Consider the following 23,613-nt stretch of genomic DNA (forward strand, 5'->3'; position numbering starts at 1 on the left):
GAGCTCGCTTGCGCTCCGCGACGCTGGGTGACGCTAAGCGACTTCCGATCCGTGCGAGGAGTTGCCCGCGTAGACTGACGCTTGTGGCAGCAAGCATCTACTTGACCTCGGCCGAGGGCCGGACCGGAAAGAGCGCCGTGGCGCTCGGTGTGCTCGACACGTTGCTCGCGGATGCCCCGCGCGTGGGCGTGTTCCGGCCCCTCATTCGATCCGCCAGTGAGCGCGATCGCGTCCTGGATTTGTTGCACCGCAGGGCGACGGCGGATGTTCCCTACGAGGCATGCGTTGGCGTGACCTATGAGGACGCGCACGCCGATCCGGACGCCGCGATGACCCGGATCGTGACTGCCTACCAGGAGCTCCGCGCGCACTGCGACGCGATCGTGGTCGTGGGGTCCGACTTCACCGACGTCGCCGCGCCAACGGAGCTCGCGTTCAACGCCCGCATTGCCGCGAACCTCGACACTCCCGTCCTGCTTGTCCTGGGCGGACGGTCAAACGAGGAATCGGAATATCTCGGGCAGCAGCCCGCCCGCACGGCCGCGGAACTGGGGCAGCTCGCGGAACTGGGTCTCGCCGAGCTGCAGTCCGAACACGCCACCGTGCTTGCCGCGCTCGTGAACCGCGCGGACCCCGATCACCTGCGCGACATCGAGCGCGCGGTCACGGCCGTGCTGCCCGCAGGAGTTCCCGTCTGGGCGGTGCCTGAGGAGCTGCTGCTTGTCGCCCCGCCCGTGTCGAGCGTGATCGAGTCCGTCGGTGGCGAGCTCGTGCGCGGGTCGAGCGAGTTGCTGGCACGCGAGGCGCGCGACATCGTTGTGGCCGGAATGTCAATGGAAAACGTACTACCGCGCCTGCTCGAGGGGTCGATCGTCGTGATCGCGGCGGATCGCTCAGAGACGCTGCTTGCCGTCACCATGGCGCACGAGGCCCCGACGTTCCCGACGATTGCGGCCGTCGTGCTGAACGGCGACTTCGCCCTGCCCGCCGACGTGGAGCGGCTCCTCGACGGCATCGATTCGACCCTCCCGATCGTCCGGACCCACACGGGCACGTTCGACACGGTGCGCCGGATCACCCGGGCACGCGGCCTGATCACGCAGGATTCGACCGCGAAGTTCGACACCGCGCTCGCCCTCTTCGCCCAGCACGTTGACGGCGTCACGCTTCGCGAGCGGCTCCGCCTGCACTCGGGTGGGGTGCGTACCCCCGTGATGTTCGCGTATGAACTGTTTGACCGCGCCGCAGCCGCGAACGCACACATCGTGCTGCCCGAGGGCAGCGACGACCGGATCCTCCGCGCCGCGAGCACGCTCCTCTCCCGCGGCACCGCGCGGCTCACGATCCTCGGCGACACCGCCGCGATCCGAAAGCGGGGCGGCGAGCTGGGCCTGTCCATCGAAGCCGCCGAGACGATCGATCCGGCGACCTCCGAGCTGCGCGAGCGCTTCGCAGCCGAATACGCGCGGCTGCGCGCACACAAAGGCATCACGCTCGACCAGGCCCGCGAGACGATGACCGACGTCAGCTACTTCGGCACGATGATGGTGCACCTCGGGCTTGCCGACGGCATGGTGTCCGGGGCGGCGCACACAACGGCGCACACGATCCGGCCCGGCCTCGAAATCATCAAGACGAGCCCCGGGGTATCGGTCGTGTCGAGTGTGTTTTTCATGGCCCTCTCCGACCGTGTGCTTGTCTACGGCGATTGCGCCGTGAACCCGGACCCCACGGCGGCGCAACTTGCGGATATCGCGATCTCCTCCGCGGACACCGCCGCGCAGTTCGGCGTCGACCCCCGCGTTGCGATGCTCTCCTACTCGACCGGTGAGTCGGGATCCGGCGCAGACGTCGACAAGGTCCGTGAGGCCACGGCGCTCGCCCGCGCGGCCCGCCCGGAACTGCTACTCGAAGGCCCGATGCAGTACGACGCTGCGAGCGATCCGGCGACCGGTGCCGCGAAAATGCCTGGCTCGGAGGTTGCTGGGCGCGCCACCGTGTTTATCTTCCCCGACCTCAACACGGGGAACAATACCTACAAGGCAGTGCAGCGATCCGCGGGTGCCGTCGCGGTCGGGCCCGTGCTGCAGGGACTCGCCAAGCCCGTGAACGATCTCTCGCGCGGCGCGACAGTGACCGACATCCTCAACACTGTTGCGATCACGGCGGTACAGGCCGGCATGACCCGGGACGGGGTGCGCGCATGAGAAACGTGCTTGTGGTGAACGCCGGGTCCTCCTCCATCAAGTATCAGCTGATTGAGGCGGAGACCGGGATTCGGCAAGCGTCCGGTCTCGTTGAACGGATCGGAGAGCCGAAGGGACGGATCCTGCACCGCGGTGCGAGCTCCGACGAACTGGAACTCACCTTTGCTGATCACACCGCGGGATTCACGGCGATGCTCGACGCGTTCGCGCGGCACGGTCTTTCCGCCCGGGACCTCGGCATCGTCGCGATCGGCCACCGTGTCGTGCAGGGCGCGGGCGAGTTCAGCGCGCCGACCCTGCTCGACGACCGGGTCACGGAGCGCATCAACGCGCTGAGCGAGTTGGCACCGCTGCACAACCCAGGCCACTACCAGGCAATTGTGGCGGCACGCGAGGTCTTCCCGGACGTGCCGCACGTCGCGGTATTCGACACCGCCTTCCACCAGACGATGCCGCCGCAGGCGACAACCTACGCGATCGACACCGCGGTGGCGGCGGAGCATGGGATCCGGCGCTATGGCTTCCACGGGATCTCACACCAGGTCGTCTCGCGGCGCGCGGCCGAGTTCCTAGGCCGACCGGTCGCAGAGCTGCGGCAAGTTGTGCTGCACCTCGGCAACGGGGCGTCCGCGTGTGCCGTCGACCGTGGGCGTTCGGTCGATACGAGTATGGGGCTCACCCCGTTGGAGGGGCTCGTAATGGGCACCCGTTCCGGCAACATTGATCCGGGCGCGCTGCTGCACCTGATGCGCGCGGGACTCAGCCCGGACGAGGTCGACGAATTGCTGAACCAGCGCTCGGGCCTGCTGGGGCTCACCGGCACCGGGGACTTCCGGGACGTGCGCGCGGCAGCCGACCGAGGCGAGCCCGAAGCCGAGCTGGCGATTGCGGTGATGGTGCACCGGATCCGGCACTACCTGGGGGCGTTCTTCGTGTCGCTTGGCGGGGCCGACGCGGTCGTGTTCACCGCGGGCGTGGGCGAGAACAACGCCGCGCTTCGTGCCGACGTGTGCGCGGGCCTCGAGTGGCTCGGGGTCCGGATCGACCCGGCACGAAACCTGGCGGTGAGTGGCGAAGCGCGGCGCATCAGCACTGATGACTCCCCGGTGGCGGTCCTTGTCGTCCCCACGGACGAGGAAGCGGAGATTGCGCGCCAGACCTGGGACCTCGTCACGGCATAGCCCGCGCGGGTGCTGGCCCACCCGCCGGGCGCCCGCGCCGGTCCACCCCGCCTAAACTGACGGAAATTATCTAGCACGACGGATTCTTCGCGGAATTTCGCTCACTTTGGGGAAAATGCATCAGGGTAGGTGAGGGCGGCCGCGTGGGTTCGGCCGCTCGGGGGCGATTGTCGGGGGTCACGGGTAGCATGGACCCCGTGGTTGCCGCACTCTATCGCCGTTATCGGCCCGAAGCCTTTGCCGAGATGATCGGACAGGCCCAGGTGACCGATCCGCTCATGACCGCGCTCCGTACGGGGCGAATCGGCCATGCCTATTTGTTCAGCGGCCCGCGCGGCTGTGGCAAGACCACGTCTGCGCGTATTTTGGCGCGCTGCCTGAACTGCGCAGAGGGTCCCACAGACACCCCCTGCGGTGTCTGCCCGAGCTGCGTTGAGCTCAGCCGCGATGGTGGCGGATCCCTCGACGTTGTCGAGATCGACGCCGCAAGCCACGGTGGCGTCGACGACGCGCGCGACCTGCGCGAGCGCGCGGTGTTCGCCCCGGCACGCGACCGCTTCAAGATCTTCATCATCGATGAGGCCCACATGGTCACGCCGGGCGGCTTCAACGCGCTCCTCAAGATCGTCGAGGAGCCGCCGCCCCACGTGAAGTTCGTGTTTGCCACGACGGAGCCGGACAAGGTGATCGGCACCATTCGCTCCCGCACGCACCACTACCCGTTCCGACTCATTGCGCCCGGTACGCTCATCGATTACGTGCAGTCGCTGTGCGACAGCGAGGGTGTGCAGGTCGAGCCCGGTGTGCTGCCCCTCGTGGTGCGCGCGGGTGGCGGCTCCGTGCGTGACACGCTCTCGATCCTCGATCAGCTCATCGCCGGATCTGAGACGGCGCTCGTGACGTCGGAGCGTGCGGCGGGGCTGCTCGGCTTCACACACACCGAGCTTCTCGACGATGTGGTGTCCGCGTTCGGGCAGCATGATCCCGCGGCCGCGTTCCAGGCGACGGACCGCGTCGTGCAGACAGGGCAGGACCCACGTCGTTTTGTCGAGGACCTCCTCGAACGACTGCGCGACCTGATTGTTGTGAGCGCCACGTCCGTTGAGGGGGCGGCCGCAGTGTTCCGCGGTGTGCCCGAGGACCAGCTCACGCGCATGTTTGAGCAGGCCCAACGATTCGGCCGCGGCGAGCTCTCGCGCGTGGCAGACACGGTAAGCGCGGCGCTGGATCAGATGGCTGGGGCGACCGCCCCCCGCCTGCAGCTCGAACTCATGATCGCCCGTGTCCTCGTCCAGGCGTCTGCCCCTCAGAGCCAGGTTGCTCCGCAGGGCCAGTTCTCGGCGCAGCCACCAGCCGCACCTGCCCGCGCCCCCCAGCAGGCGGCCCCTGCGGCGGCCCCCGCCGCTCCGGCCCAGCCTGCAGCACCCGCGGTGAACCCGCTCTCGGCGGTCGCGGCCGCCCGGAGCGCGGCGGTTGCCCCGCCGCAGCCAGCTCCTGTTCCCGCTGCTCCTGTTCCCGCTGCTCCGGCTGCTGCGGCACCGACTCCGACTCCGAACGTGTCTGCCGCGCCCAACGCTGCGCAGACCGCGGCCTCGATCCGTGATTTCCTGCGTGAAGAGGACGCCGGCGACGCGCCGCAGGTGCCAACTGTTCCGGCCGAGGCGCAAGCCTCCGCAGCACCGGCAGCACCGGCAGCACCGGCAGTACCCGCCGCGCCAGCCGTGCCCGAGGCACAGGCTCCCGAGGTGCCTGCAGTATCTGCAGCGCCCGAGGCACCAGCCGCGCCCGAGGCGCCAGCAGCGCCCGAGGCGAGCGTGCCGAGCCCTGCTGCTCCGGTCCAGGCCGCTCCCGCTCAGTCGGCACCGCGGCCTGCCGTGCCCGGCGGGGCGCAGACGACAGAACAGCCGCACCCCAACGCGGGTGTCGCTGGCTTCGGCCGACCGATCACCGACGTGCTGACCGCAGCGCAGGTCGCCAGCATTGGCGCGGAACCGACGCGTCCGTATCCTGCGGCAGCTCAGCCGCCCGCGCAGGCTGCACCGCAGACTGCCGCACCGCAGGCTGCCGCGCCGCAGGGCCAAGCTCCCGCTCAGGCAGCGACCTCGACACAGACCCCGACGCCCGGCCAATCGGAGACGGAGGCCGCCGCATCGACCGCGGCGAGCGGTACCGCCGCGGGGAACCCCGAAAACGACGCTGACGTTCCCGGTGAGGACGGGCACGCCGCCGGCTTCGACGACCTGATGGAACTCTGGCAGGATCTGCTCGACGAACTGCTCGAATCTGACCGCGACGCCTGGAACGCCGTGCGACCGGTTACGCCGCTCGCGCTTGACGGTGACGTGCTGACGGTGGGCCTGGCCTCCGGTTCGGACCTTGCGGCGTTTAAGTCCGCCGGGGCTGGGCCGCTGCGCGAAACGATTCTGTCTGCCGTGGGCATCAGCGTGAAGTACAAGCCGACGCGTGTACAGGCCGAGAACGCGCCCGGCGCGCAGACGACCGCTCGGGAACCACGGCCGGACGCTGACGCAGAGGAGCCTCATCGAGCGGGTGCGGACGACCCGGTCGCCCGCGCAACAGCGCGGCTGAACGGTCTGGGACCGGCGCTCAGCGCCCCGGCCTGGGCTGATCCCGTGCCAGCACCGCCACAGTCTGCCGCGCCCGTTTCCGTTGCGGTGCCTGCGGCACCAGCACACCCGAACACTGCGGCGCGCACTACGGCTCCCGTGAGCCCGTCGGCTCCTGCAACGCCGGGGACACCTCCCGTCGAACCCGCCGCCGGAAACCCCGTCACTCCCGTCACTCCCGTAACTCCCGTAACTCCCGGGATGACTCCGGGGACGGACGCCACCGAGCCCGGAACTGTCCCGGCGGTGACCCCGCCCGCAGTGAAATCGGTAGCCCCGCAGCCGCAGCCGCAGCCGCAGCCGCAGCCGCAGCCGCAGCCGCAGCCGCAGCCGCAGCCGCAGCCGCAGCCGCAGCCGGTACCGGTCCGCGTGGCGGATCCCGCAGCTTCGGTTGGGGAGCCCGAGCAGCCGAAAGCGCACACGCCACCCCGCGCTGCAGTACCCGCGGCGGCGTCCGCGGCCCCGACAGTCCCGCCGAAGTCGCCGGCATCGCGCACCGCGGCGACTGAACCCACGGACCCGTTCGCTCACGGTGACCCGTACAGCGACATGGACTCCTTGCCCAGCGGGGACAGCGAAGAAGACGCGTACGGTACGAGCGACCCGTTTGCTGCGGCATCGGGCGCGTCGACCGCCACGCCGAGCTCGTCCCGGTCATCGGCCGCTCAGGTCCCCAACGCCTCAGCTCAGGCACCCACCGCACCGACCGTGCCCGCGCCTGCATCTCGGCCCGCACCTACTGCCCCCGCCCCCGCTGGAACGGATCGCACACCCGGAGTGGATCCGGCACCCGCCGCGACTGCGCAAGCACACCCAGGTGCCGCGAGCGCCGAGTCATCCGTGCCTTCACCGGAGGCCCCGGACGCCCCAAAGGCCGCGGACGCACAGCAAGCACCGGAAGCCCCAAAGCGCACCGCGCCAACCTTCACCCGGTACGGCGAGGCCGTCGTGCGCGAGGTGCTCGGGGCGCGGTTCGTCGAGGAGCGTCCGCTCCCGCCACGCTAGGCATCACACCACATACACTGAGACCGTCCCGCGCACGCGGGGTGCGGCTATCCGCGCATCACACTCCTGGAGGCACGCCCCGTGTACGACGGCATTGTTCAAGACCTGATCGACGAGTTCGGTCGGCTCCCCGGCATCGGCCCGAAGTCGGCGCAGCGCATCGCCTTCCACATCCTGCAGACGCAGAACTTCGACGTGAGCAAGCTTGCGGAGCTGCTGAGCGAGGTTCGCGAGAAGGTTCGGTTCTGCGCGGTGTGCGGCAACATCACCGAGCAGGAAGAGTGCTCGATCTGCCGTGATCCTCGCCGAGACCGCAGCCTGATCTGTGTGGTTGAGGAGCCCAAAGACGTCGTCGCAATCGAGCGCACCCGCCAGTTCCGGGGCGTGTACCACGTGCTCGGCGGCGCGATCAGTCCCATCGATGGCATTGGCCCGGACGATCTCTCGATTCCGGCGCTCATGCGTCGGCTCGGGGAGGCCGAGATTCGCGAAGTCATCATCGCGACAGATCCCAATCTGGAGGGCGAGGCGACGGCCGCCTATCTGTCACGCCTGCTCAACAGCATTGAGGTGCCTGTCTCGCGGCTGGCCTCCGGTCTCCCCGTGGGCGGCGACTTGGAATTCGCCGATGAGGTTACGCTCGGACGGGCGTTTGAGGGGCGTCGCCGGATCGAATAGCTTGCCGGATCGGTCACGATGTGGCCGGAAGGCACGGCAATATGACACCCGAAATCGAATCGTCATATACGAAGCGATAGACTGGCACTTCGCGTTCGCATTTGAGGAGGAACCCGCGTGGCATTGATCGTGCAGAAGTTCGGGGGCTCGTCGGTTGCTGATGCGGAGAGCATTAAGCGCGTCGCCAAGCGGATCGTTGAGACCCGCCGCGCCGGAAACGAGGTCGTTGTCGCGGTGAGCGCCATGGGTGACACCACGGACGAACTGCTCGACCTTGCCGCCGAGTGCACTCCGATCCCGGCACCTCGTGAACTGGACATGCTGCTCACCGCTGGTGAGCGCATCTCGATGGCGCTGCTCGCCATGACAATCAAGGGCATGGGGCTCGAAGCCCTGTCCTTCACTGGCAGCCAGGCCGGAATGATTACCACGGCGGAGCACGGCTCCGCCAAGATCGTCGACGTCACGCCGGGACGCGTACGTGAAGCCCTCGACCAGGGGGCCGTCGCGATCGTCGCCGGGTTCCAGGGTTTCAACCGGGACTCCCGCGACATTACGACGCTGGGCCGTGGCGGATCCGACACCACCGCCGTGGCTCTTGCTGCGGCACTCAACGCGGACGTGTGTGAGATCTACACCGACGTCGATGGCATTTTTACGACCGATCCTCGCGTGGTGCCGCGCGCCCGCAAGATCGACGCGATCACCGCCGAAGAAATGCTGGAGCTCGCAGCATCCGGTGCAAAGGTGCTGCACCTGCGCGCCGTCGAGTACGCCCGCCGGCACGGTGTCGTGCTGCACGTTCGCTCCTCGTTCTCGGGCGAAGAGGGCACAATTGTTTACGACCCCGCGAAGGGGCATCCGAAGGGAGATCAGGTGGAAGATCCGATCATCACTGGTATCGCGGCTGAGAAGGACGAGGCCAAGATCACGGTCGGCGGCGTCCCAGATGTCCCTGGCAAGGCCGCGGAAATCTTCGAGATCGTAGCGAAGACGCAGGCCAACATTGACATGATCGTGCAGAACGTGTCGGCGGCCGACACGAACCGCACGGATATTTCCTTCACGCTCCCTGTGGGCGACGGCAAGCGGGTCATTGACGCGCTTGAGGCAGAGCGCGATGCGCTCGAGTTTGAAGCGCTGCAGTACGACGACCAGATCGCGAAGGTTGCGGTCGTCGGAGCCGGCATGCGCACCAACTCGGGTGTTTCGGCGAAGCTCTTCCGCACGCTCTTTGACGCGGGCATCAACATTGAGATGATCTCGACCTCGGAGATCCGGATCTCGGTGGTGACCCGTGCGGACGTCATGGACAAGGCTGTGCGCGTGCTGCACACCGCCTTCGAGCTTGACGCCGAAACGGACGCGACAGTCTACGCAGGCACCGGCCGATAGGCCCACACACTTCACGAATAGGAACACACATGTCAGAACAGAATGGCGTCAGCGTTGCCGTAGTCGGCGCGACGGGTCAGGTCGGCGCAGTGATGCGTCGCCTCCTCGTGGAGCGCGAGTTCCCGATCGGCTCGGTGCGCTTCTTCTCCAGCGCTCGCTCCGCCGGTACGACCCTGGAATTCCGGGGCGAGCAGATCACCGTCGAAGACGTTGAGACCGCGGACAAGAGTGGGATCGACATCGCGCTCTTCTCCGCTGGCGGTACCGCGTCGAAGAAGTACTCGCCGGAGTTTGCCGCCGCGGGTGCCATCGTGATCGACAACTCGAGCGCATGGCGTCTTGATCCCGAGGTTCCGCTCGTGGTGAGTGAGGTGAACCCCGAGGCGATCGACGCGGCCCCGAAGGGCATCATCGCGAACCCGAACTGCACCACAATGGCGGCGATGCCGGCGATGAAGGCACTGCACGCCGAGGCTGGTCTTGAGCGTCTTGTGGTCACCACGTTCCAGGCCGTGTCCGGCTCGGGGCTTGTCGGCGCACGCGAACTTGCGGGACAGGCTACTGCGGCGGTCGAGTCGGGCAAGCTCGAGCAGCTCGTGCACGATGGCTCAGCTGTCACGTTCCCCGCGCCCGAGGTGTATACAAAGACGATCGCGTTCGACGTGCTGCCGCTCGCCGGTTCCATCGTTGAGGACGGTCAGGGGGAAACGGACGAGGAGAAGAAGCTCCGCAACGAGAGCCGCAAGATCCTTGGCCTGCCGGAGCTGCGGGTTGCGGGCACCTGTGTTCGCGTTCCCGTGTTCACGGGCCACTCGCTCTCGATCAACGCGGAGTTTGCGCGCCATATCTCCGCGGACCGAGCCCGAGAGGTACTCGCGTCGGCCCCTGGCGTCGAGCTCACGGACGTGCCGACTCCGCTCGAGGCTGCTGGCCAGGACCCGACGCTCGTTGGCCGCATCCGCGAGGACCAGTCAGCCCCTGAGGGGCGCGGGCTCTCGCTCTTCATCTCAAGCGACAACCTCCGCAAGGGTGCTGCGCTGAACGCGGTGCAGATCGCGGAACTCGTCGCAGCGAAGTTGCTCGTCACGGCGTAGCACGCACCACAGTTTCTGACAGCGGGGGCAGGATCCAGGCGGATCCTGCCCCCGCTGCCGTATGTCGTGGGACGCGGCTGCACCAGGGAAGACACGCGCTGGAGGCCGGGGAAACGGGTGTGGGAACACTCAGCTTTCGACTTGAAGTACTGCAGTTCCCTCGGCACCGTGCTGTGTCGCATTGTGGAACCCAGAATTGTGACAGGAAGATCCGGGACGCGGCGCGAGGAGTACGTTCACTATGCACGAGCAGCTCAGCGCACGTGACCGCCGCATTCTGCTGAGCGAATCGCAACCGCTGATCTTGCGCCGCGCGTTCTTCGCGGCACTGGGGGTGCCCGAGCAGCGCTCGCCACAATGGTGTCGGGACTCGATCGAGGTCCTCATCAGTGGAGAGCACTGGGCGCCTGAGATTGACTGGGCAGTGGGGGACCCGCTGGAACTCCACTTCGTATCGGCTGCGAACGCGCGCTGGGTGTTCGAGGCCGCGGCCCGTGCCGGGTACGAGGCGCAGCTGGACGGTGCCGAGGCGGCAGTCCGGCGGTGCCGTGTACTGGTATACCGTGGGGATCCGGGCGTTCGGGCGCAGTAGGCGTTTCGGAGGGTGAAGACACGGAAGCCGGACCGTCTCGATGCGCGGGACGCGATACGCTGGGGACCATGTCTGCACACGCCGCCCCGGTCCGCCGTTACTCCTATTTGGGGCCGGCTGGAACGTTTACGGAGGCGGCCCTGAAGCAGGTGCCCGAGGCTGTGGGGCAGGACTGGCATCCGGTGGAAAACCTCGGCGAGGCGCTCGCCGAAGTGGTTTCGGGGCGCAGTGATGCCGCGATGATCGCGATTGAGAACTCCATCGACGGTGGGGTCACGGTCGCGCAGGACGCCCTCGCGACGATTCCCGGCCTCCGAATTATCGGCGAGTACCTCGTCCCCGTCAGCTTTGTCCTGGTGGCGCGCCCCGGGATGACGCTCGACCGGGTCTCGGTGGTGTCTGGCCACCCCGTTGCCTATGGTCAGTGCCGCACCTGGCTCGACGCACACACCACGCAGCACCGGCACCTGATCGCAACCTCGAACGTGCAGGCCGCGGCGGATCTCTTCGACCCGGAGAAGGGGATCGATGCGGCAATCGCGCCGCCTGGGATCGACGCGCACTACGATGTCGAGGTACTCGCTGAGGGGCTCGCGGAGAACCCCGATGCCATGACTCGCTTCGTGCTTGTGAGCCGTACGGTGCCCGTGGGGGAGCCCACCGGAGCCGACAAGACCTCGCTGATTGTCGAATTGCCGGAGGATCGCTCGGGCGCGCTGCTCGACCTGCTCGAGCAGTTCGCGACTCGCGGTGTGAACCTGACGCTGCTGGCCTCGCGCCCGATCGGGGATCGCATGGGCCGCTACCGGTTTGTGCTCGATGCCGAGGGGCACGTGAAGGATGCTCGCGTCGCTGACGCGCTCCTCGGGATCAAGCGCTTCAGCCCCCACGTCGTGTTCCTGGGCTCCTACCCCCGCGCAGATCGTGTGGCAGCGACGACCCGCGCTGCGCACGACGACGATGCATTCCGGGACGCCCGGGACTGGTTGCGCGGCGTCATCGAGGGCACCGCCGACGGCGAAGGCTAGTCCGGGGCCCTGCCTCCGGGGCCCTGCCCTGCCCATCCAATGCGCGACAGCGCACCCCTGAAACTCCAGAGCCCAGAGCCCAGAGCCCAGGCCCCTGGCCCCTGGTCCCTGGCCCCAGGCCCCAGGGACCAGAGCCCAAAGCTTAGAGCCCAGGCCCCAGGCCCCGCCGAGATCGTGATTGCGCACATTCCTGGGATGGCTGAGGTGCGAAATTGAGTTCTCGGCGGGGATGGAGTGATGGAGTGCTCACAGGTACCCTCGGCGGAGGCCAATGCTCAGGGCACTCCAACTCCTCCGAGATCGGGATTGTGCACGTTCCTGGCTTGGGTGAGGTGCGAAATCGGGTTTTCGGCTGCTTCCCTGCTTCCCTGCTTCCCTGCTTCCCCGCTTCCCTAGTCTCCCTGCGGGTGAGGTACTCGGGGTGCTCGCAGGTACCCCGGGCGCAAACCAATACAAGGGATGTGTTCCAGGCCCCGCCGAGATCGTGATTGCGCACATTTCTGGGCTGGCTCAGGTGCGAAATTGAGTTCTCGGCGAGGATTGGGGCATAGCCGCCCTTCTTGACACCACACTACTGTGTAATGCACACTAGTGTGGCAGGGCGAAGTGCCCGCGGGTTACGGAGGAACCATGGATACGACGCAACTCCTGAAGGGAGTGCTCGACGTCGCCGTGCTCGCGGTTGTGCACCGCGAAGACGGCTACGGCTACGACGTGGTGCGACGCCTCCGCGAGGGTGGCCTCGAGGAAGTTGGTGACGCCTCGGTCTATGGGACGCTGCGCCGACTCTATGCGGCGGGAGCGCTCTCGACGTATGTCGTGCCGTCAGACGGCGGCCCGCACCGGAAGTACTACAGCATCACGCCGGTGGGGCTCGAGCTACTCGCAGCGCAGCGAGCGGGATGGGAGCGGTTCGCCGCGACGCTGAGCGCACTCATCTCCGGCGACCCCACGAGCCGCTCCTCGCTGAACCCCGTCACACCCACGACCCCGTCAGGAGCGGACGCATGAGCACCACAACCGGCACCCACAACGCACGCGCGGCCGAGTTCGCGACCGCGGTGCGCGCCCAGCTCTCGGACCTGCCGCGCGAGGAGGTAGATGAGCTCACGGACGGGCTCCCCGCCGACCTCGCGGACAGGCTCGACGACGGCGGTGAGCTGGGGGATCCGGCGCACTATGCCGCGGAACTGCGTCAGGCCGCCGGGTTGCCACCACGCGCTGCGCTTTCCGATCCCAGCCCCGCATCAGTACCGTTCCGTGACCGCGTGGCCGCGTGGGGTGACCGCGCCCAGCATTGGTTGGCGGCAACGCCCGCCCGCCGAGCAATCACCGAGTTCGTTGTCGCGCTGCGTCCCGTGTGGTGGGTGCTGCGCGGGCTCGTGATCGCCGCGCTCATCGCCCTGTTCCTCAACTGGGGACTGCTGTGGTGGCCGCTGGCGTTTACCGCGCTCGCCGCTGTCGTGGTGAGCGTGCAATGGGGGCGTGGGAAGTGGACCCTCAGCGGCTGGGGTCGGTGGCTGCGCCGGATCGCGAGTGCCGTGGTAATCCTGGCGCTCCTGCCGATGGCAGCGTTTGTGATGGAGCGAGCATCACAGGCCCTCACACAGACGACGGAGGAGCCGTGGAATCAACCCGGGCTGAACTCCGACGGGGAGATGATCACGAACATCTTCGCCTACGACTGCGAGGGAAAGCCGCTCACCGAGGTACGTCTGTACCGGCAGGACGGACGCCCCCTCCACACGGGAGCTGGCGAGCCCGGCGGGGACTATGGCTGGACGCCCATGACCGAGGGGCCGGGCGAAATGCGCCGCAATGCGGCCGGCACGATGCCGGACGAGTGGAACGTGTTCCCCCTGCGACAGTTGCACGATCTGGGCTGGGGCAACGATGAAGACTTCGAGGAGTACCAGGCGCGGCCGGGGGAGTCGGCGAAGCTTCCCTTCGAGAAGCTTGCAGCGCTCGCGGACTGTGACGCAAACGCAAGCGATGAGGCCGGAAAGGACCCTGCCGCTGAGAAAGACGCTGCCGCGGAAAATGGCGCTGACGCGACAGACACTGCGACAGACACCGCGGGCGACACTGCCGCGGCGGCCGAGAAAAACACTGCCGCAGAGGAAGCGCCGAGCCGGCCATGACCGGTCCGGGCCCCGCGCCGGTGAGTGCGCGCCACCACGTGGCGAACGCGTCATCTGATCCGTCAGGCCTGCGCGTTCCACTCCGGAAGCACGCGTACGACGAGGGCGCCGGGGTCGACCACCCCGGTGACCGCGAGCGCGAGCCCGAAGTCGTCCCCATCCAACTGCACAGGCTCCGGCCCCGGCACCGACAGCGCGTATCGCGTCGCCTGGAGGTAGGAGACGCTGCGGGTGTCGTTGACGAGGTCGATGATCCGGCGGCCCGTCTTCGTCTTCCGAAGCACGCCGTTCTCCCAGCCGATCTTGTTCCAGATCCGGAGCCAGGAAAACGGTCCGAGCGGGCGCAGCGCGACGACGTCGAGTTTGCCGTCGTCAAGCTTCGCGTCGGGGATCAGGAGCACCCCACCCGGCATCAGCCCACAGTTGCCGATCATCACCGTGTATACCGAAAGCGGCTGCACAGGGGAGTTGTCGATTGAATAGTGAATCTGCAGCGGGCCGTCTCGCAACATTGTGCGCACACCCGCATCGACGTAGGCGAGCCACCCGAGCCGCTTCTTGAGCGTTGACCGGGTCGCGGAGATCGTGCGAGCGTCGAGCCCCATCCCAGCGAGCACGAGGAAGAGATGTTCGACCTGGGATTCATCCTCACGCGTGATCGTGAGGATGCCGACATCGACAGCGCGGTTCCGTCCGTAGAACGCCGCGCGCACGGCCTCCTCGATCCGGTTGAGGGGAATGCCGAGGTTGCGGGCGAGCAGGTTTCCCGTGCCCTGCGGCACGATCCCGATGGGGATCCCGGTGCCGCGAAGCACCTCGGACACGGCACGGATCGTGCCGTCGCCCCCACTCACGAGGACAACGCTCGCTCCGCGTGCAAGGGCCTCTTGTGCGGCCGCAACTCCTGCGTCCTCGGCGGCCGTCTCGTACCAGTGTGTGGGGGCCCAGCCGACCTGCTGTTCATGCGTCGTCACCGCGGCCCGCAGTGCGTTGATATCGGTCTTGAGCGGGTGATACACCACGGCCGCGCTCGGCTGGGGGCGCGCGGGAGAGGCAGACATGGCACCAGCGTAGTGCCCGCGGCGTCCGGAACCCGGGTGGGGCGCGCGTGAGTGATGTCGCGAGGAAGCCGCCACCGTTCAGCCGGGCACGGCTAAGCTGGGACGCGTGATCGATCCAGTCTTGCTCCGCACAGATCCCGAAGCCGTGAAGCGCTCGCAGCGCGCACGAGGAAGCGACGAGGGGGTGGTGGACAGCGCGCTCGCCGCCGATGCCGCGCGGCGTTCCGCCCTGACTGAGTTCGAATCTCTGCGCGCCGAACAGAACGAGTTCGGCAAGCAGGTGAAGGCGGCCTCGAAGGAGGACAAACCCGCGCTGATCGCGCGCGCGCAGGAGCTTGCGGCCGCCGTGAAAGCCGCAGACGCCCGCGCGAAAGAGGCGGAAGCCGAGTTCGCCGCCGTCGCGATGCGCATCGAAAACATCGTCATCGATGGCGTGCCCGCCGGCGGCGAGGAGAACTTCGTCACGCTGCGCGAGGTCGGGGCGAAGCCGGAGTTTGATTTCCCGGCGCGTGACCACCTGGAGCTGGGCGAGATGCTCGGTGCGATCGATATGGAGCGCGGGGCGAAAGTCTCAGGCGCACGGTTCTACTTCCTCCGTGGAGTGGGCGCCCGCCTTGAGCTCGCACTCATGAATCTCGCACTCGACAAAGCTCTGAGCCACGGTTTCACGCCGCTCATTACGCCGACCCTCGTGAAGCCCGAGGTGATGCGCGGTACCGGGTTCCTCGGTGAGCACGCCGACGAGGTCTACCACCTGCCGGCCGATGATTTGTTCCTGACGGGAACCAGCGAGGTCGCGCTCGCCGGGTACCACTCGGACGAGATTGTGGATCTTGCGCCCGGTGCACTGCGTTACGCCGGCTGGTCGACCTGTTACCGCCGCGAGGCAGGATCGCACGGCAAGGACACCCGCGGGATCCTGCGCGTGCACCAGTTCAACAAGCTGGAGATGTTCGTATACGCCGATCCGGCCGACGCAGAGGCGGAGCACGACCGTCTTGTCGGGTGGCAGGAGGAGATGCTGCAGGCGCTCGGCCTGCACTACCGCGTCATCGACGTCGCCGCGGGCGATCTCGGATCCAGCGCCGCGCGGAAGTTCGACATCGAGGCCTGGGTCCCCACCCAGGATGCCTACCGTGAGCTGACCTCCACAAGTAACTGCACCACGTTCCAGTCGCGCCGCCTCGCGACCCGGTTCCGCACGGAGAGCGGCAAGACCGCGCCGGTTGCGACCCTGAACGGTACCCTCGCGACAACCCGCTGGCTTGTCGCGATCCTCGAAACTCATCAGCAGGCTGACGGCAGTGTCACCGTCCCGGAGGCGCTGCGTCCCTACCTGGGAGGGCTTGAGGTCCTCACCCCGATCACTGGAGTGTGACCGAATGACGACCCCCCTGCTGCCGCCTGTCTCGGAGGCGGCACGCCACCTCGTTGCGCTCGACATCGACGGGACCGTGCTGAGTCACGGTTTTGGAGAGGGCGCGGGCGACGACTCGGAGGGCGGCCGGATCGACCCGGATCTGGCCGTGGCGATTCGTGCCCTGCACGAGGCGGGGCACGAGGTCGTCATTGCGACTGGGCGGTCGGTGGACGCGACGCTGCCCATCGTGGAGCGACTCAAGATCCGGCCTGACTGGGTTGTCGCAGCGAACGGTGCGGTGACGTTGAAGCGGGATCCGCTCGCGACGCGCGCTTATCGCCGGGAGATCGTTGAGGCCTTCGACCCGAGTGACGCGCTGCAGAAGATCCGCACTCAGCTGCTGACCGCGCGCTTTGCGGTCGAGCTCGCGGACGGCGGCTTTTTGTACACGGAGCAGATTCCAACGGGCACGCTGCCTACGCAGCAGCGGAAGGTGCCCTTTGAGGATCTGCTCGGGGTGCAGGCCTCTCGTGTGGTTGTGGTCTCGCCGGATCACCGCCTTGAGGAGTTCCTGGGGGCCGTCGAGTCGCTGGGCCTCACCCATGTTTCCTACGCAGTCGGGACGACCTCCTGGCTCGACATTGCGCCGTACGGGGTGACGAAGGCGAGCGCGCTTGAGGTTGTGCGCGAGCGGCTCGGGATCGATCGCTCACGTGTCTTCGCGGCGGGGGATGGGCGCAACGACATCGACATGCTCCGTTGGGCCGCGCACCGTGGAGACGGTGTGGCGATGGGCCAGGCTGACCCGGACGTGCAGCAGGTAGCTTCTCGCGTCACACTCCCGATCCAGGAGAATGGCCTGTTGCTCGCGCTCCGCGAGCGGTTCCCGGGCCTCGCCTGACCCGCGCAGCGCTCGCGCTTCGCGCATGGTGCGCAAAGGCGCCCGCGGTTTGCTAGGCTCTTTCGCGGAGGGTTGTCCGAGCGGCCGAAGGAACTTGTCTTGAAAACAAGCACTGGGTAACCCCCAGTCAGGGGTTCAAATCCCCTACCCTCCGCCACAAAGTGCCCGATCAGGTATCAACCCGATCGGGCACTTTTTATTGCCTAGTGGTGCAATGCAGCCCCGTCCCGCCCTGCCGCGCCCGCGTCCCGCACCTTGATCCTGCGCCGAAAGGTCAATTTCGCACATCCCGAGTGGGGAAAAGACGCAAAATTGCGCTTTCGGGGGCGTAGGGACTTGGGTGCGCGGGAGCGGGGCTGGGGCGCGGGCTTTGCTACTGCAACGGGTGCGCCACCATCGTGCCTTCGAGGCCCTCATCTTCTTCGGGCTTGGGGTCGCGCGCGTCGGAATACGCGAACATGATCGATGCGGTGGCGAGCACAAACGCGATGATCCCGAGCGGGTTGCACAGCGCGATCGACATCTCCGCGGAGAACGCAGAGCCGGAGGCGAGGCTCAGAATCGATTCCAGTTGCCCGTTCGCGAGGTCTGGCACCGTGAAGCCGAACCCGATCGCACACACCCAGGTCAGAATGAGGGTGACGATGGTGCTGCGTCCCGTGCGCTTACCGCGTGCTCGGGTGATCGAGATCCGGCGCGCAAGCCACAACTGCAGCCCGGCAAAGATGAGCCCAATGGTGGGGACATACCACCAGGACAGTGACCCGCCAATCCCAAATGGCCACCGGCCGAGCGCCATCCACAGCGCCAATACCACTCCAACAACACCAACTACGCGGCTGTTCACGCGCGCTCCTTCTCTGCAAGCGTCCCGCCGACATGCCCGGCGTTCATGTATAGCCAAGCAGATTTCGTATCGGGATGCGAAAGGTGCTATTCTCAAACGGTTGTCATCGCAAGGTGGCTACGCCCCGATAGCTCAGTGGTAGAGCACTTCCATGGTAAGGAAGGGGTCCCCAGTTCAATCCTGGGTCGGGGCTCTGACTCTCTGGCCCGCACTCGTGCGGGCCAGTTTGGCTGAGTAGCTCAGCTGGTTAGAGCGCACGACTCATAATCGTGAGGTCGCGGGATCGAGCCCCGCCTCAGCTACAGAGAGTCACAACGAAACCCCCTCTTCGGAGGGGGTTTCGACGTTTACGCGGGGTTGCCGATTCAATCGGCTGGCGACCAATGAGGTAGTCGAGCGTGACGCCAAATGTGTCCGCGATGGCCACCACTTCGTCCAGGGTCCACCTGGTTACGCCGTTTACCTTGTTGCTCAGTGTGGGGGCCGATAGGCCAGCTTTCAACGCGATTTGCTTTTGCGAGACGCGACTACCGAACCTCAGGTGGTTGACCCGAAGCGACACGTGGTCGTACATGTTTGATTCAAGCTGCGGCTCACTGATGCCCCCAGATTACTTGAGGGGCTCATCGCAAATGAGGGTGTAAAGATAGGCGGCGGAGTTCCCTGCGCCCCCCCCAACTAGGCCCACAGCCACGAGCTGCCCATCCCGCATCGAAACTCGAAACCCTTCGAGAGGTTCAGATCGTTCCTTACTGGAACGGCGCTACCCAACACAGGCGATCCGGAATCGCGAGTGTGGCCAGGAGCCAGAACCTCGAGAGAGAAGCTCGAAGACGGGCCACTTTGGTTGCGTGTTGCGCGGCAACACGCAACCAAAACGGCCCTTCACGAATTCATCTCGGATCACGGATCGCCGCTGGCGGCCACAACCAAGTGACCAGGCGCGCTGGCAAGAACCCACAGGCCCCCTGAGCGGCCTTCCTTGAGCTCCCGTGCAGCTCTACACCCTCAAATGCGAAGAGCCCGATTAACTCATCGCCGACCGCCACCTCCTGCCGAGGAGGAGCACCGCGGCACCGAGGAGGAGGACACCCACCCCGAGGACACCAATGCCAGAGCTCTCGGCACCCGTACGCGCGAGCTTGCCGCTGGTACCGGAACCACTCTGCTGCGTGGCGGGGCTGTTCCCGGCGCCCTCTTCCTCACCAGTGCCGATACCTGCAGAAGCCATTACGATTTCGACAGTGGTGGAGCTGGGCAGCAGGTCAAGCCTCTCGGGGGCGAAGACGAGTTCGATCTGGTGTGACCCGACGGAAAGCGCAGGAAGAGTGACCGAACCAGCACCGGCTTCAACGCCAAAGGGCAAGTCGAGGGGCTTACCATCTTCGAAGGCCTGCACGGAACCATCGACTCCTACCGACTCAAGGGCCGCGAACACTGGAACTTCGGCCACCTCGCCCGCTGCCACTGAGTAGCGGGTCTGACTGGCCCGCACGCTCGTTTCAAAGCCTCGTACCTCGAAGGTGACAGGTTCGCTCTCGGAAGGCGCGAAACCGGGTCCTGGCACAAACCGAGCCGTGATGGTGTGCCGGCCCACTGGCAACTCGCCGACCTCGAGCGAGAACGCCGACATGGCATTGTTCAGCCCCTCTTCCGCTGTCTCGCAGTCGAGATCGACCCCCTCAGTGTCACAATCCAGCCCGGCAGGGATCGTGAAAAGTTGCTCTTCCGGCTCGCCCTCGCTTGCGACAACCTCGATCGCGCCGCGCGGATCGGTTGTGTCGGTGTCGTCTGCGTTGGTGACGGTGCCCGCGAAGAGGATCGTACCGTCAGCGCTGATATCGAGGTTCGAGAGATTCAGGACCGTACCCGTGGCGATAGTCGCGACGCTGATGGGCAGCGGCACAGAATCTGACGGCAAGAAGTACGCGTCATCATCCCCGAGATACGAGACCGTCAAGGTTTGTGCCTCAGGCGGAATTACCGCGTCTGCGAATACCGCGAGTCCGCTGTCGTTGAGCTCGGTAAAAGCGACTGGCTGCCCATCAGATTCGAGCTCGGCAAAGCCGCCGACTGTGGCGCTTGAGGAAGTGACCTGCGCGGTGATCCTCGCCGGAGTGAACGCCTTCAGCGAATCGGGAACCGAGACAAATTCGGTCGCGGTCGCGGTCGGGGTGGGAAGCTCCGGGGGAGTCAGATCATCATCAGTGCTGAGATCATTTCCGGTGTCGACGCTATCGGTAGCACCGACGCCATTGGTGTCATCGGCACTATCGAGCTCATTGGTGACTTCGCCATCTTCGAACATGGCAGTGGGGCCGGGGAAGGTAACTCGCAGTGTGGAGGTCGAGCTCGTGAGCCCCGGCTGCTCTGGAGCAAATTTGATACGGAATTCGTGTTCGCCCGGGCTGAATCGCCCACTGGGATGCCGCAAAAAGAGGTTCGCGTGCCCGTTGGTCGCACCGGTGACGTTGTCGTTCGTGTTGCCCTCGGCGAGCTTCTGATCTCCCTCAGTGACGACGAAAGTGCCTCGTGTTCCGACATAGGAGGTGCGGGCCGTGCTGGCGAACACCTTCACCCCAATGCCGACGTCGCTCAGTGGGGTGCCCTCTGCGGTGAACGCGACGAGAGACTTGCCAGGCACCACGACGTATGAGGCGGTCGTCGATTCAAAAAAGTTGGAATTCATGCGCACGAGCCAGGTGGCAGTCTTATCGTAGGTAGAAGCGCGACCTTTTGCGTCACGCACGCCTGCCGCGGTCCAGGTCATGCCGGCGCCGCCGCCGCCGCCGCCGCTCGAACCCCAGAACTTCTGACCGCCGCCGCCGCCCAGACCACTCGCTGGCCAACCGCCACCGCCTGCGCCACCGCCACCGCCGTCGGTGTTGAGGCCCGCGGAGCTGCCCGCCTGACCCACCGATTTGTACCCCTTTGCCTGAGCGTTGTCAATGCCAGCGAGCCCACCGGCGCCGGGGTGCGCTCCGCCGCCGGACCTGCCGTTACCGGAAGTGGGTTCTGAGGGGGCGTAGGAAGTGCCGCCCATACCGCCGAGATTTGTGACGCTCACACTCTCGCAACGCCCGTCCCCAAAGGTTGAGCATTGCTTCTTGTTCTCGCTGTGTGTGGCACTGCCGCCCGCACCGCCTCCACCACCGGCCACCGCGACGAGTGTGCCGTTGAGCTTCACGGCTGCGGCTCCGCCTCCTCCTCCTGCGTGTTTGCCGGTGATGCTGCCCTTGCCGCCGGTGCCGCCGCTCACAAAACCCTTACCGCCGTCTCGTTCATCCTTCTTGCCGGTGGCGCTCGTCGAGGCGTAGACCGTGAGCACGTCGCCGGGCGCAACATCAAGCTCGACCGAGAAATCGGCACCCAGACCACCGGAAGACCCTTTTCCGGCCCCCTGGCCACCGGTGCCACCGCGCAGCGCGACCACGACAGTGCTGACTCCGTTCGGCACGCGCCAATCGGTGCCTGAAGGATCGGTGAAGCCGTAGATGGCATCGGTCGGATTGATGACGGCCTGTGCCGGGGCGGGCGCAACCAGAGTTACAACACTGATGGCGAGTGCCGCTGCGGTAGACAGTGCGGCCAGCACGCGCGAAGTGCGGCGAGGCGTGCGGTGAATGGAGGTGTCGGCGTCGTCACCGAAAAGGTTGGTCATCGTCCAAGTATAGACGCATGTAGGCATTCGGGGGCATAGTGGGAGTGCGGAGTTTGGTCAAGATCTCCCCAAGATGATGCTTCCTACACATCTATCCAAAAGACCTGGGTCTGGTGCACGACGGTCCTATACGGGGTGTGCTGAAGCTTTGGTTGAGTCCAGGGTCTCCGCCGCCAGTGCGACGACATCCTTCATTAGGGTCTCGAACTCGATGGGGGTCAGTTTCCCGAGTCTGCGTTGCCGCCTCTCGCGATGGTAGATCCCTTCAATCCACTGGACGATCGCGAGACGCAGCTCGAGCCTGGTGGCCCACCGGCGCTCGGGCAAGAACATAGCCGAGGTCGGCGATGTCGTCTGAGAGGACCCGGTACCCACCCTCGGGGTCGTCCTCGTGCAGTTCCCGGAGCACCCCGATCAGATGCGCCTCCTCCGCACCGCCGCGGCCATCTCGCGGCGCTCATCAGGATCGGTCGATGGGGTCATCCCATGCGAGCGGAACCGGTCGTCTCTCACCCACGTCTGCAGCGCGGTCTTCGAGATCCCCAGGTCCCTGCACGCCGTCTTCTGCGACGACCCCGCAGTGACCATCGCCACGGCGTCTCGTGTGAACTCATCGGAATTGATCTTCGGCACGACTGCCATACTTCCAGCGCACTCCATACCCAGGAAGTATGCGGTCATGGACTCAACCGAAACCTCAGCAGACCCCAATGCCTGGTGACCTTCGTCTGTCACCCCGCGAACGAGTCACCCCAAGAACTGATCTTTCCCTGCCCCTGAAGCGAACAAGATCAGGCTCGCGCGTTGGGGATCGTTCGTGTGCTTGCACAACGTTGGCTCTTCCATTCGGCCAAGTCAACTGTGGGCAAGGAAGGGTCAACTTTTCGTGCTGAAAGTGGCGAATTGGCTTGGGTGAATCGGAATCGTGAGGTCGCGGGATCGAGCCCCGCCTCAGCTACAGAGAGTCACGAAAATACCCACGGTCTTGGTCGGGGGTATTTTCGTTTGTCAGCGATGTGCCTGCTACCAGCTGCGCAGCCCACTCATGTTGCCGGAGAGCCATTCCTGTGACCAGCTCTCGCCGTTTCCGGGTGTGACGACCAGGCTGCTCGGTGTGACGCTATACAGCGTGTCGCCGTTTGTGGCGAAGGCGTATCGGCCGTCGCTTCCCTGCCGCCGCTCGGCGGGGAGCAGCATGTACCCGAGTGCGTCATTACCTCCGAGGTAGAAGTAGTCCCCGGCCTGCGCGCAGATCCGTACCACGAACTCTTTGGTGGTCCCGTAGAACACCTCGGAAGCGGGCGAAGGGCACAGGCCGTTGACCTCGGGTGCCACGACCGGAGCTTGGGTTGTTGGTCGCGGGGCCGCTGTGGTGGGCTTGGGCGCGGGGGCCTGAGGCGTCGCGGGAGCCTCCTGGGCGACCGGCGCGGGATCGGCCGCGGCGGGTGCCTCGGGGGCGACCGGTGCGGCAACCTCAGCTGGCTGAGTGGCTGCGGAGTTGTTCCCGTTCATGATCGCGTAGGTGATGCCGGCGCCGGCGCCGATCGCCAGGAGTCCGCCGAGCACCAGTATCGTGATTCTCTCCGCGGGCCGGGCGAAGAGTCCGGGCTGTGCGGGAGCGGGGCTCGCCGGGGGCGCGGTCGGGGTCGGGTCAGGGAGTTCCGTGCTCATGGCGTCCTTTCGAGGCTCACGCGGGCCGGGGAGATCGGGGGAGGCGTGTGGGTTGCGAGTCGTGAATGACGGCTGCCACGGCGACACACCTCTAAGTATGTGCGTTTTCTATCTGTTATCCATTCTAACTCAGTGCACTATCGCTGTGAGGAGAGCCGGGTATG

18 protein-coding genes, 3 tRNA genes and 1 pseudogene are annotated in these 23,613 nt (G+C 66.4%); 15 read left to right on the plus strand and 7 right to left on the minus strand.

Features of this window, described 5'->3' with window-relative positions:
* The first annotated feature begins 83 nt into the window (after nt 1-83).
* The 10 genes from pta to FM113_RS05670 all read left to right on the plus strand — a co-directional run bounded on the left by pta (nt 84) and on the right by FM113_RS05670 (nt 13,948).
* Entirely contained in the window at nt 84-2,207 is a 2,124-nt protein-coding gene (gene pta / locus FM113_RS05625; RefSeq protein ID WP_087012386.1) for a phosphate acetyltransferase, read from the plus strand.
* Nucleotides 2,204-3,388, plus strand: coding sequence for an acetate/propionate family kinase (locus FM113_RS05630; protein ID WP_087012388.1), 1,185 nt, complete (start codon nt 2,204-2,206; stop codon nt 3,386-3,388). Before pta ends, FM113_RS05630 begins: the two co-directional genes overlap by 4 nt.
* A gap of 197 nt (nt 3,389-3,585) precedes the next feature.
* Complete coding sequence (locus FM113_RS05635; protein ID WP_087012390.1) at nt 3,586-7,020, plus strand: DNA polymerase III subunit gamma and tau; 3,435 nt, start codon at nt 3,586-3,588, stop codon at nt 7,018-7,020.
* A gap of 81 nt (nt 7,021-7,101) precedes the next feature.
* Nucleotides 7,102-7,698, plus strand: a complete 597-nt coding sequence (gene recR / locus FM113_RS05640) for a recombination mediator RecR (RefSeq protein ID WP_087012392.1) — start codon at nt 7,102-7,104, stop codon at nt 7,696-7,698.
* 117 nt (nt 7,699-7,815) lie between these two features.
* Nucleotides 7,816-9,093, plus strand: coding sequence for an aspartate kinase (locus FM113_RS05645; protein ID WP_087012394.1), 1,278 nt, complete (start codon nt 7,816-7,818; stop codon nt 9,091-9,093).
* A 29-nt stretch (nt 9,094-9,122) separates the two neighbouring features.
* Nucleotides 9,123-10,187 carry an aspartate-semialdehyde dehydrogenase gene (locus tag FM113_RS05650; RefSeq protein ID WP_087012396.1) on the plus strand — a complete coding sequence of 355 codons (1,065 nt, stop codon included), beginning with the start codon at nt 9,123-9,125 and terminating at the stop codon, nt 10,185-10,187.
* A gap of 241 nt (nt 10,188-10,428) precedes the next feature.
* Nucleotides 10,429-10,779, plus strand: a complete 351-nt coding sequence (locus FM113_RS05655) for a hypothetical protein (protein ID WP_087012397.1) — start codon at nt 10,429-10,431, stop codon at nt 10,777-10,779.
* Between the two features lie 68 nt (nt 10,780-10,847).
* Nucleotides 10,848-11,807 carry a prephenate dehydratase gene (gene pheA, locus FM113_RS05660; protein WP_087012399.1) on the plus strand — a complete coding sequence of 320 codons (960 nt, stop codon included), beginning with the start codon at nt 10,848-10,850 and terminating at the stop codon, nt 11,805-11,807.
* A 630-nt stretch (nt 11,808-12,437) separates the two neighbouring features.
* A complete protein-coding gene (locus tag FM113_RS05665; protein ID WP_087012401.1) occupies nt 12,438-12,818 on the plus strand; it encodes a PadR family transcriptional regulator in 381 nt (126 codons plus the stop codon).
* A complete protein-coding gene (locus FM113_RS05670; RefSeq protein WP_087012403.1) occupies nt 12,815-13,948 on the plus strand; it encodes a hypothetical protein in 1,134 nt (377 codons plus the stop codon). Before FM113_RS05665 ends, FM113_RS05670 begins: the two co-directional genes overlap by 4 nt.
* 62 nt (nt 13,949-14,010) lie before the next feature.
* On the opposite strand, the gene FM113_RS05675 is transcribed toward FM113_RS05670, so the two are convergent.
* Nucleotides 14,011-15,009: a diacylglycerol kinase family protein gene (locus tag FM113_RS05675; protein ID WP_087012405.1), complete on the minus strand. Its 999-nt coding sequence runs from the start codon at nt 15,007-15,009 to the stop codon at nt 14,011-14,013.
* A 106-nt stretch (nt 15,010-15,115) separates the two neighbouring features.
* Between FM113_RS05675 and serS the strand changes: the two genes are divergently transcribed.
* From serS to FM113_RS05690, 3 genes are all read left to right on the plus strand, one after another.
* Nucleotides 15,116-16,387, plus strand: a complete 1,272-nt coding sequence (gene serS, locus FM113_RS05680; protein ID WP_087012408.1) for a serine--tRNA ligase — start codon at nt 15,116-15,118, stop codon at nt 16,385-16,387.
* A 4-nt stretch (nt 16,388-16,391) separates the two neighbouring features.
* Nucleotides 16,392-17,270: an HAD family hydrolase gene (locus FM113_RS05685; protein ID WP_176387089.1), complete on the plus strand. Its 879-nt coding sequence runs from the start codon at nt 16,392-16,394 to the stop codon at nt 17,268-17,270.
* Between the two features lie 66 nt (nt 17,271-17,336).
* Nucleotides 17,337-17,427 (plus strand) — tRNA-Ser (locus FM113_RS05690).
* A 216-nt stretch (nt 17,428-17,643) separates the two neighbouring features.
* On the opposite strand, the gene FM113_RS05695 is transcribed toward FM113_RS05690, so the two are convergent.
* Nucleotides 17,644-18,117, minus strand: a complete 474-nt coding sequence (locus FM113_RS05695) for a hypothetical protein (protein WP_254908889.1) — start codon at nt 18,115-18,117, stop codon at nt 17,644-17,646.
* A 121-nt stretch (nt 18,118-18,238) separates the two neighbouring features.
* Here FM113_RS05695 and FM113_RS05700 point away from each other — a divergent pair.
* Nucleotides 18,239-18,310 (plus strand) — tRNA-Thr (locus tag FM113_RS05700).
* A 35-nt stretch (nt 18,311-18,345) separates the two neighbouring features.
* A tRNA-Met gene (locus tag FM113_RS05705) sits at nt 18,346-18,419 on the plus strand.
* On the opposite strand, the gene FM113_RS18600 is transcribed toward FM113_RS05705, so the two are convergent.
* The 5 genes and pseudogenes from FM113_RS18600 to FM113_RS18070 form a co-directional block, all read right to left on the minus strand.
* Nucleotides 18,413-18,691 carry a helix-turn-helix transcriptional regulator gene (locus FM113_RS18600; RefSeq protein WP_087012410.1) on the minus strand — a complete coding sequence of 93 codons (279 nt, stop codon included), beginning with the start codon at nt 18,689-18,691 and terminating at the stop codon, nt 18,413-18,415. The genes FM113_RS05705 and FM113_RS18600 overlap by 7 nt on opposite strands.
* 453 nt (nt 18,692-19,144) lie before the next feature.
* Complete coding sequence (locus FM113_RS18550; protein WP_176387090.1) at nt 19,145-21,778, minus strand: hypothetical protein; 2,634 nt, start codon at nt 21,776-21,778, stop codon at nt 19,145-19,147.
* Nucleotides 21,779-21,904: 126 nt separating this feature from the next.
* Nucleotides 21,905-22,096 (minus strand): annotated as a pseudogene (locus FM113_RS18420) (hypothetical protein); the annotation flags it as partial.
* Between the two features lie 96 nt (nt 22,097-22,192).
* Entirely contained in the window at nt 22,193-22,459 is a 267-nt protein-coding gene (locus FM113_RS18425; protein WP_254908891.1) for a transposase, read from the minus strand.
* Between the two features lie 342 nt (nt 22,460-22,801).
* Nucleotides 22,802-23,449, minus strand: coding sequence for a hypothetical protein (locus FM113_RS18070; protein ID WP_087012417.1), 648 nt, complete (start codon nt 23,447-23,449; stop codon nt 22,802-22,804).
* Nucleotides 23,450-23,613: the final 164 nt, after the last annotated feature.

The sequence above is a fragment of the Leucobacter sp. 7(1) genome, assembly GCF_900163635.1.
In the GTDB taxonomy this organism is placed as follows: Bacteria; Actinomycetota; Actinomycetes; order Actinomycetales; family Microbacteriaceae; genus Leucobacter.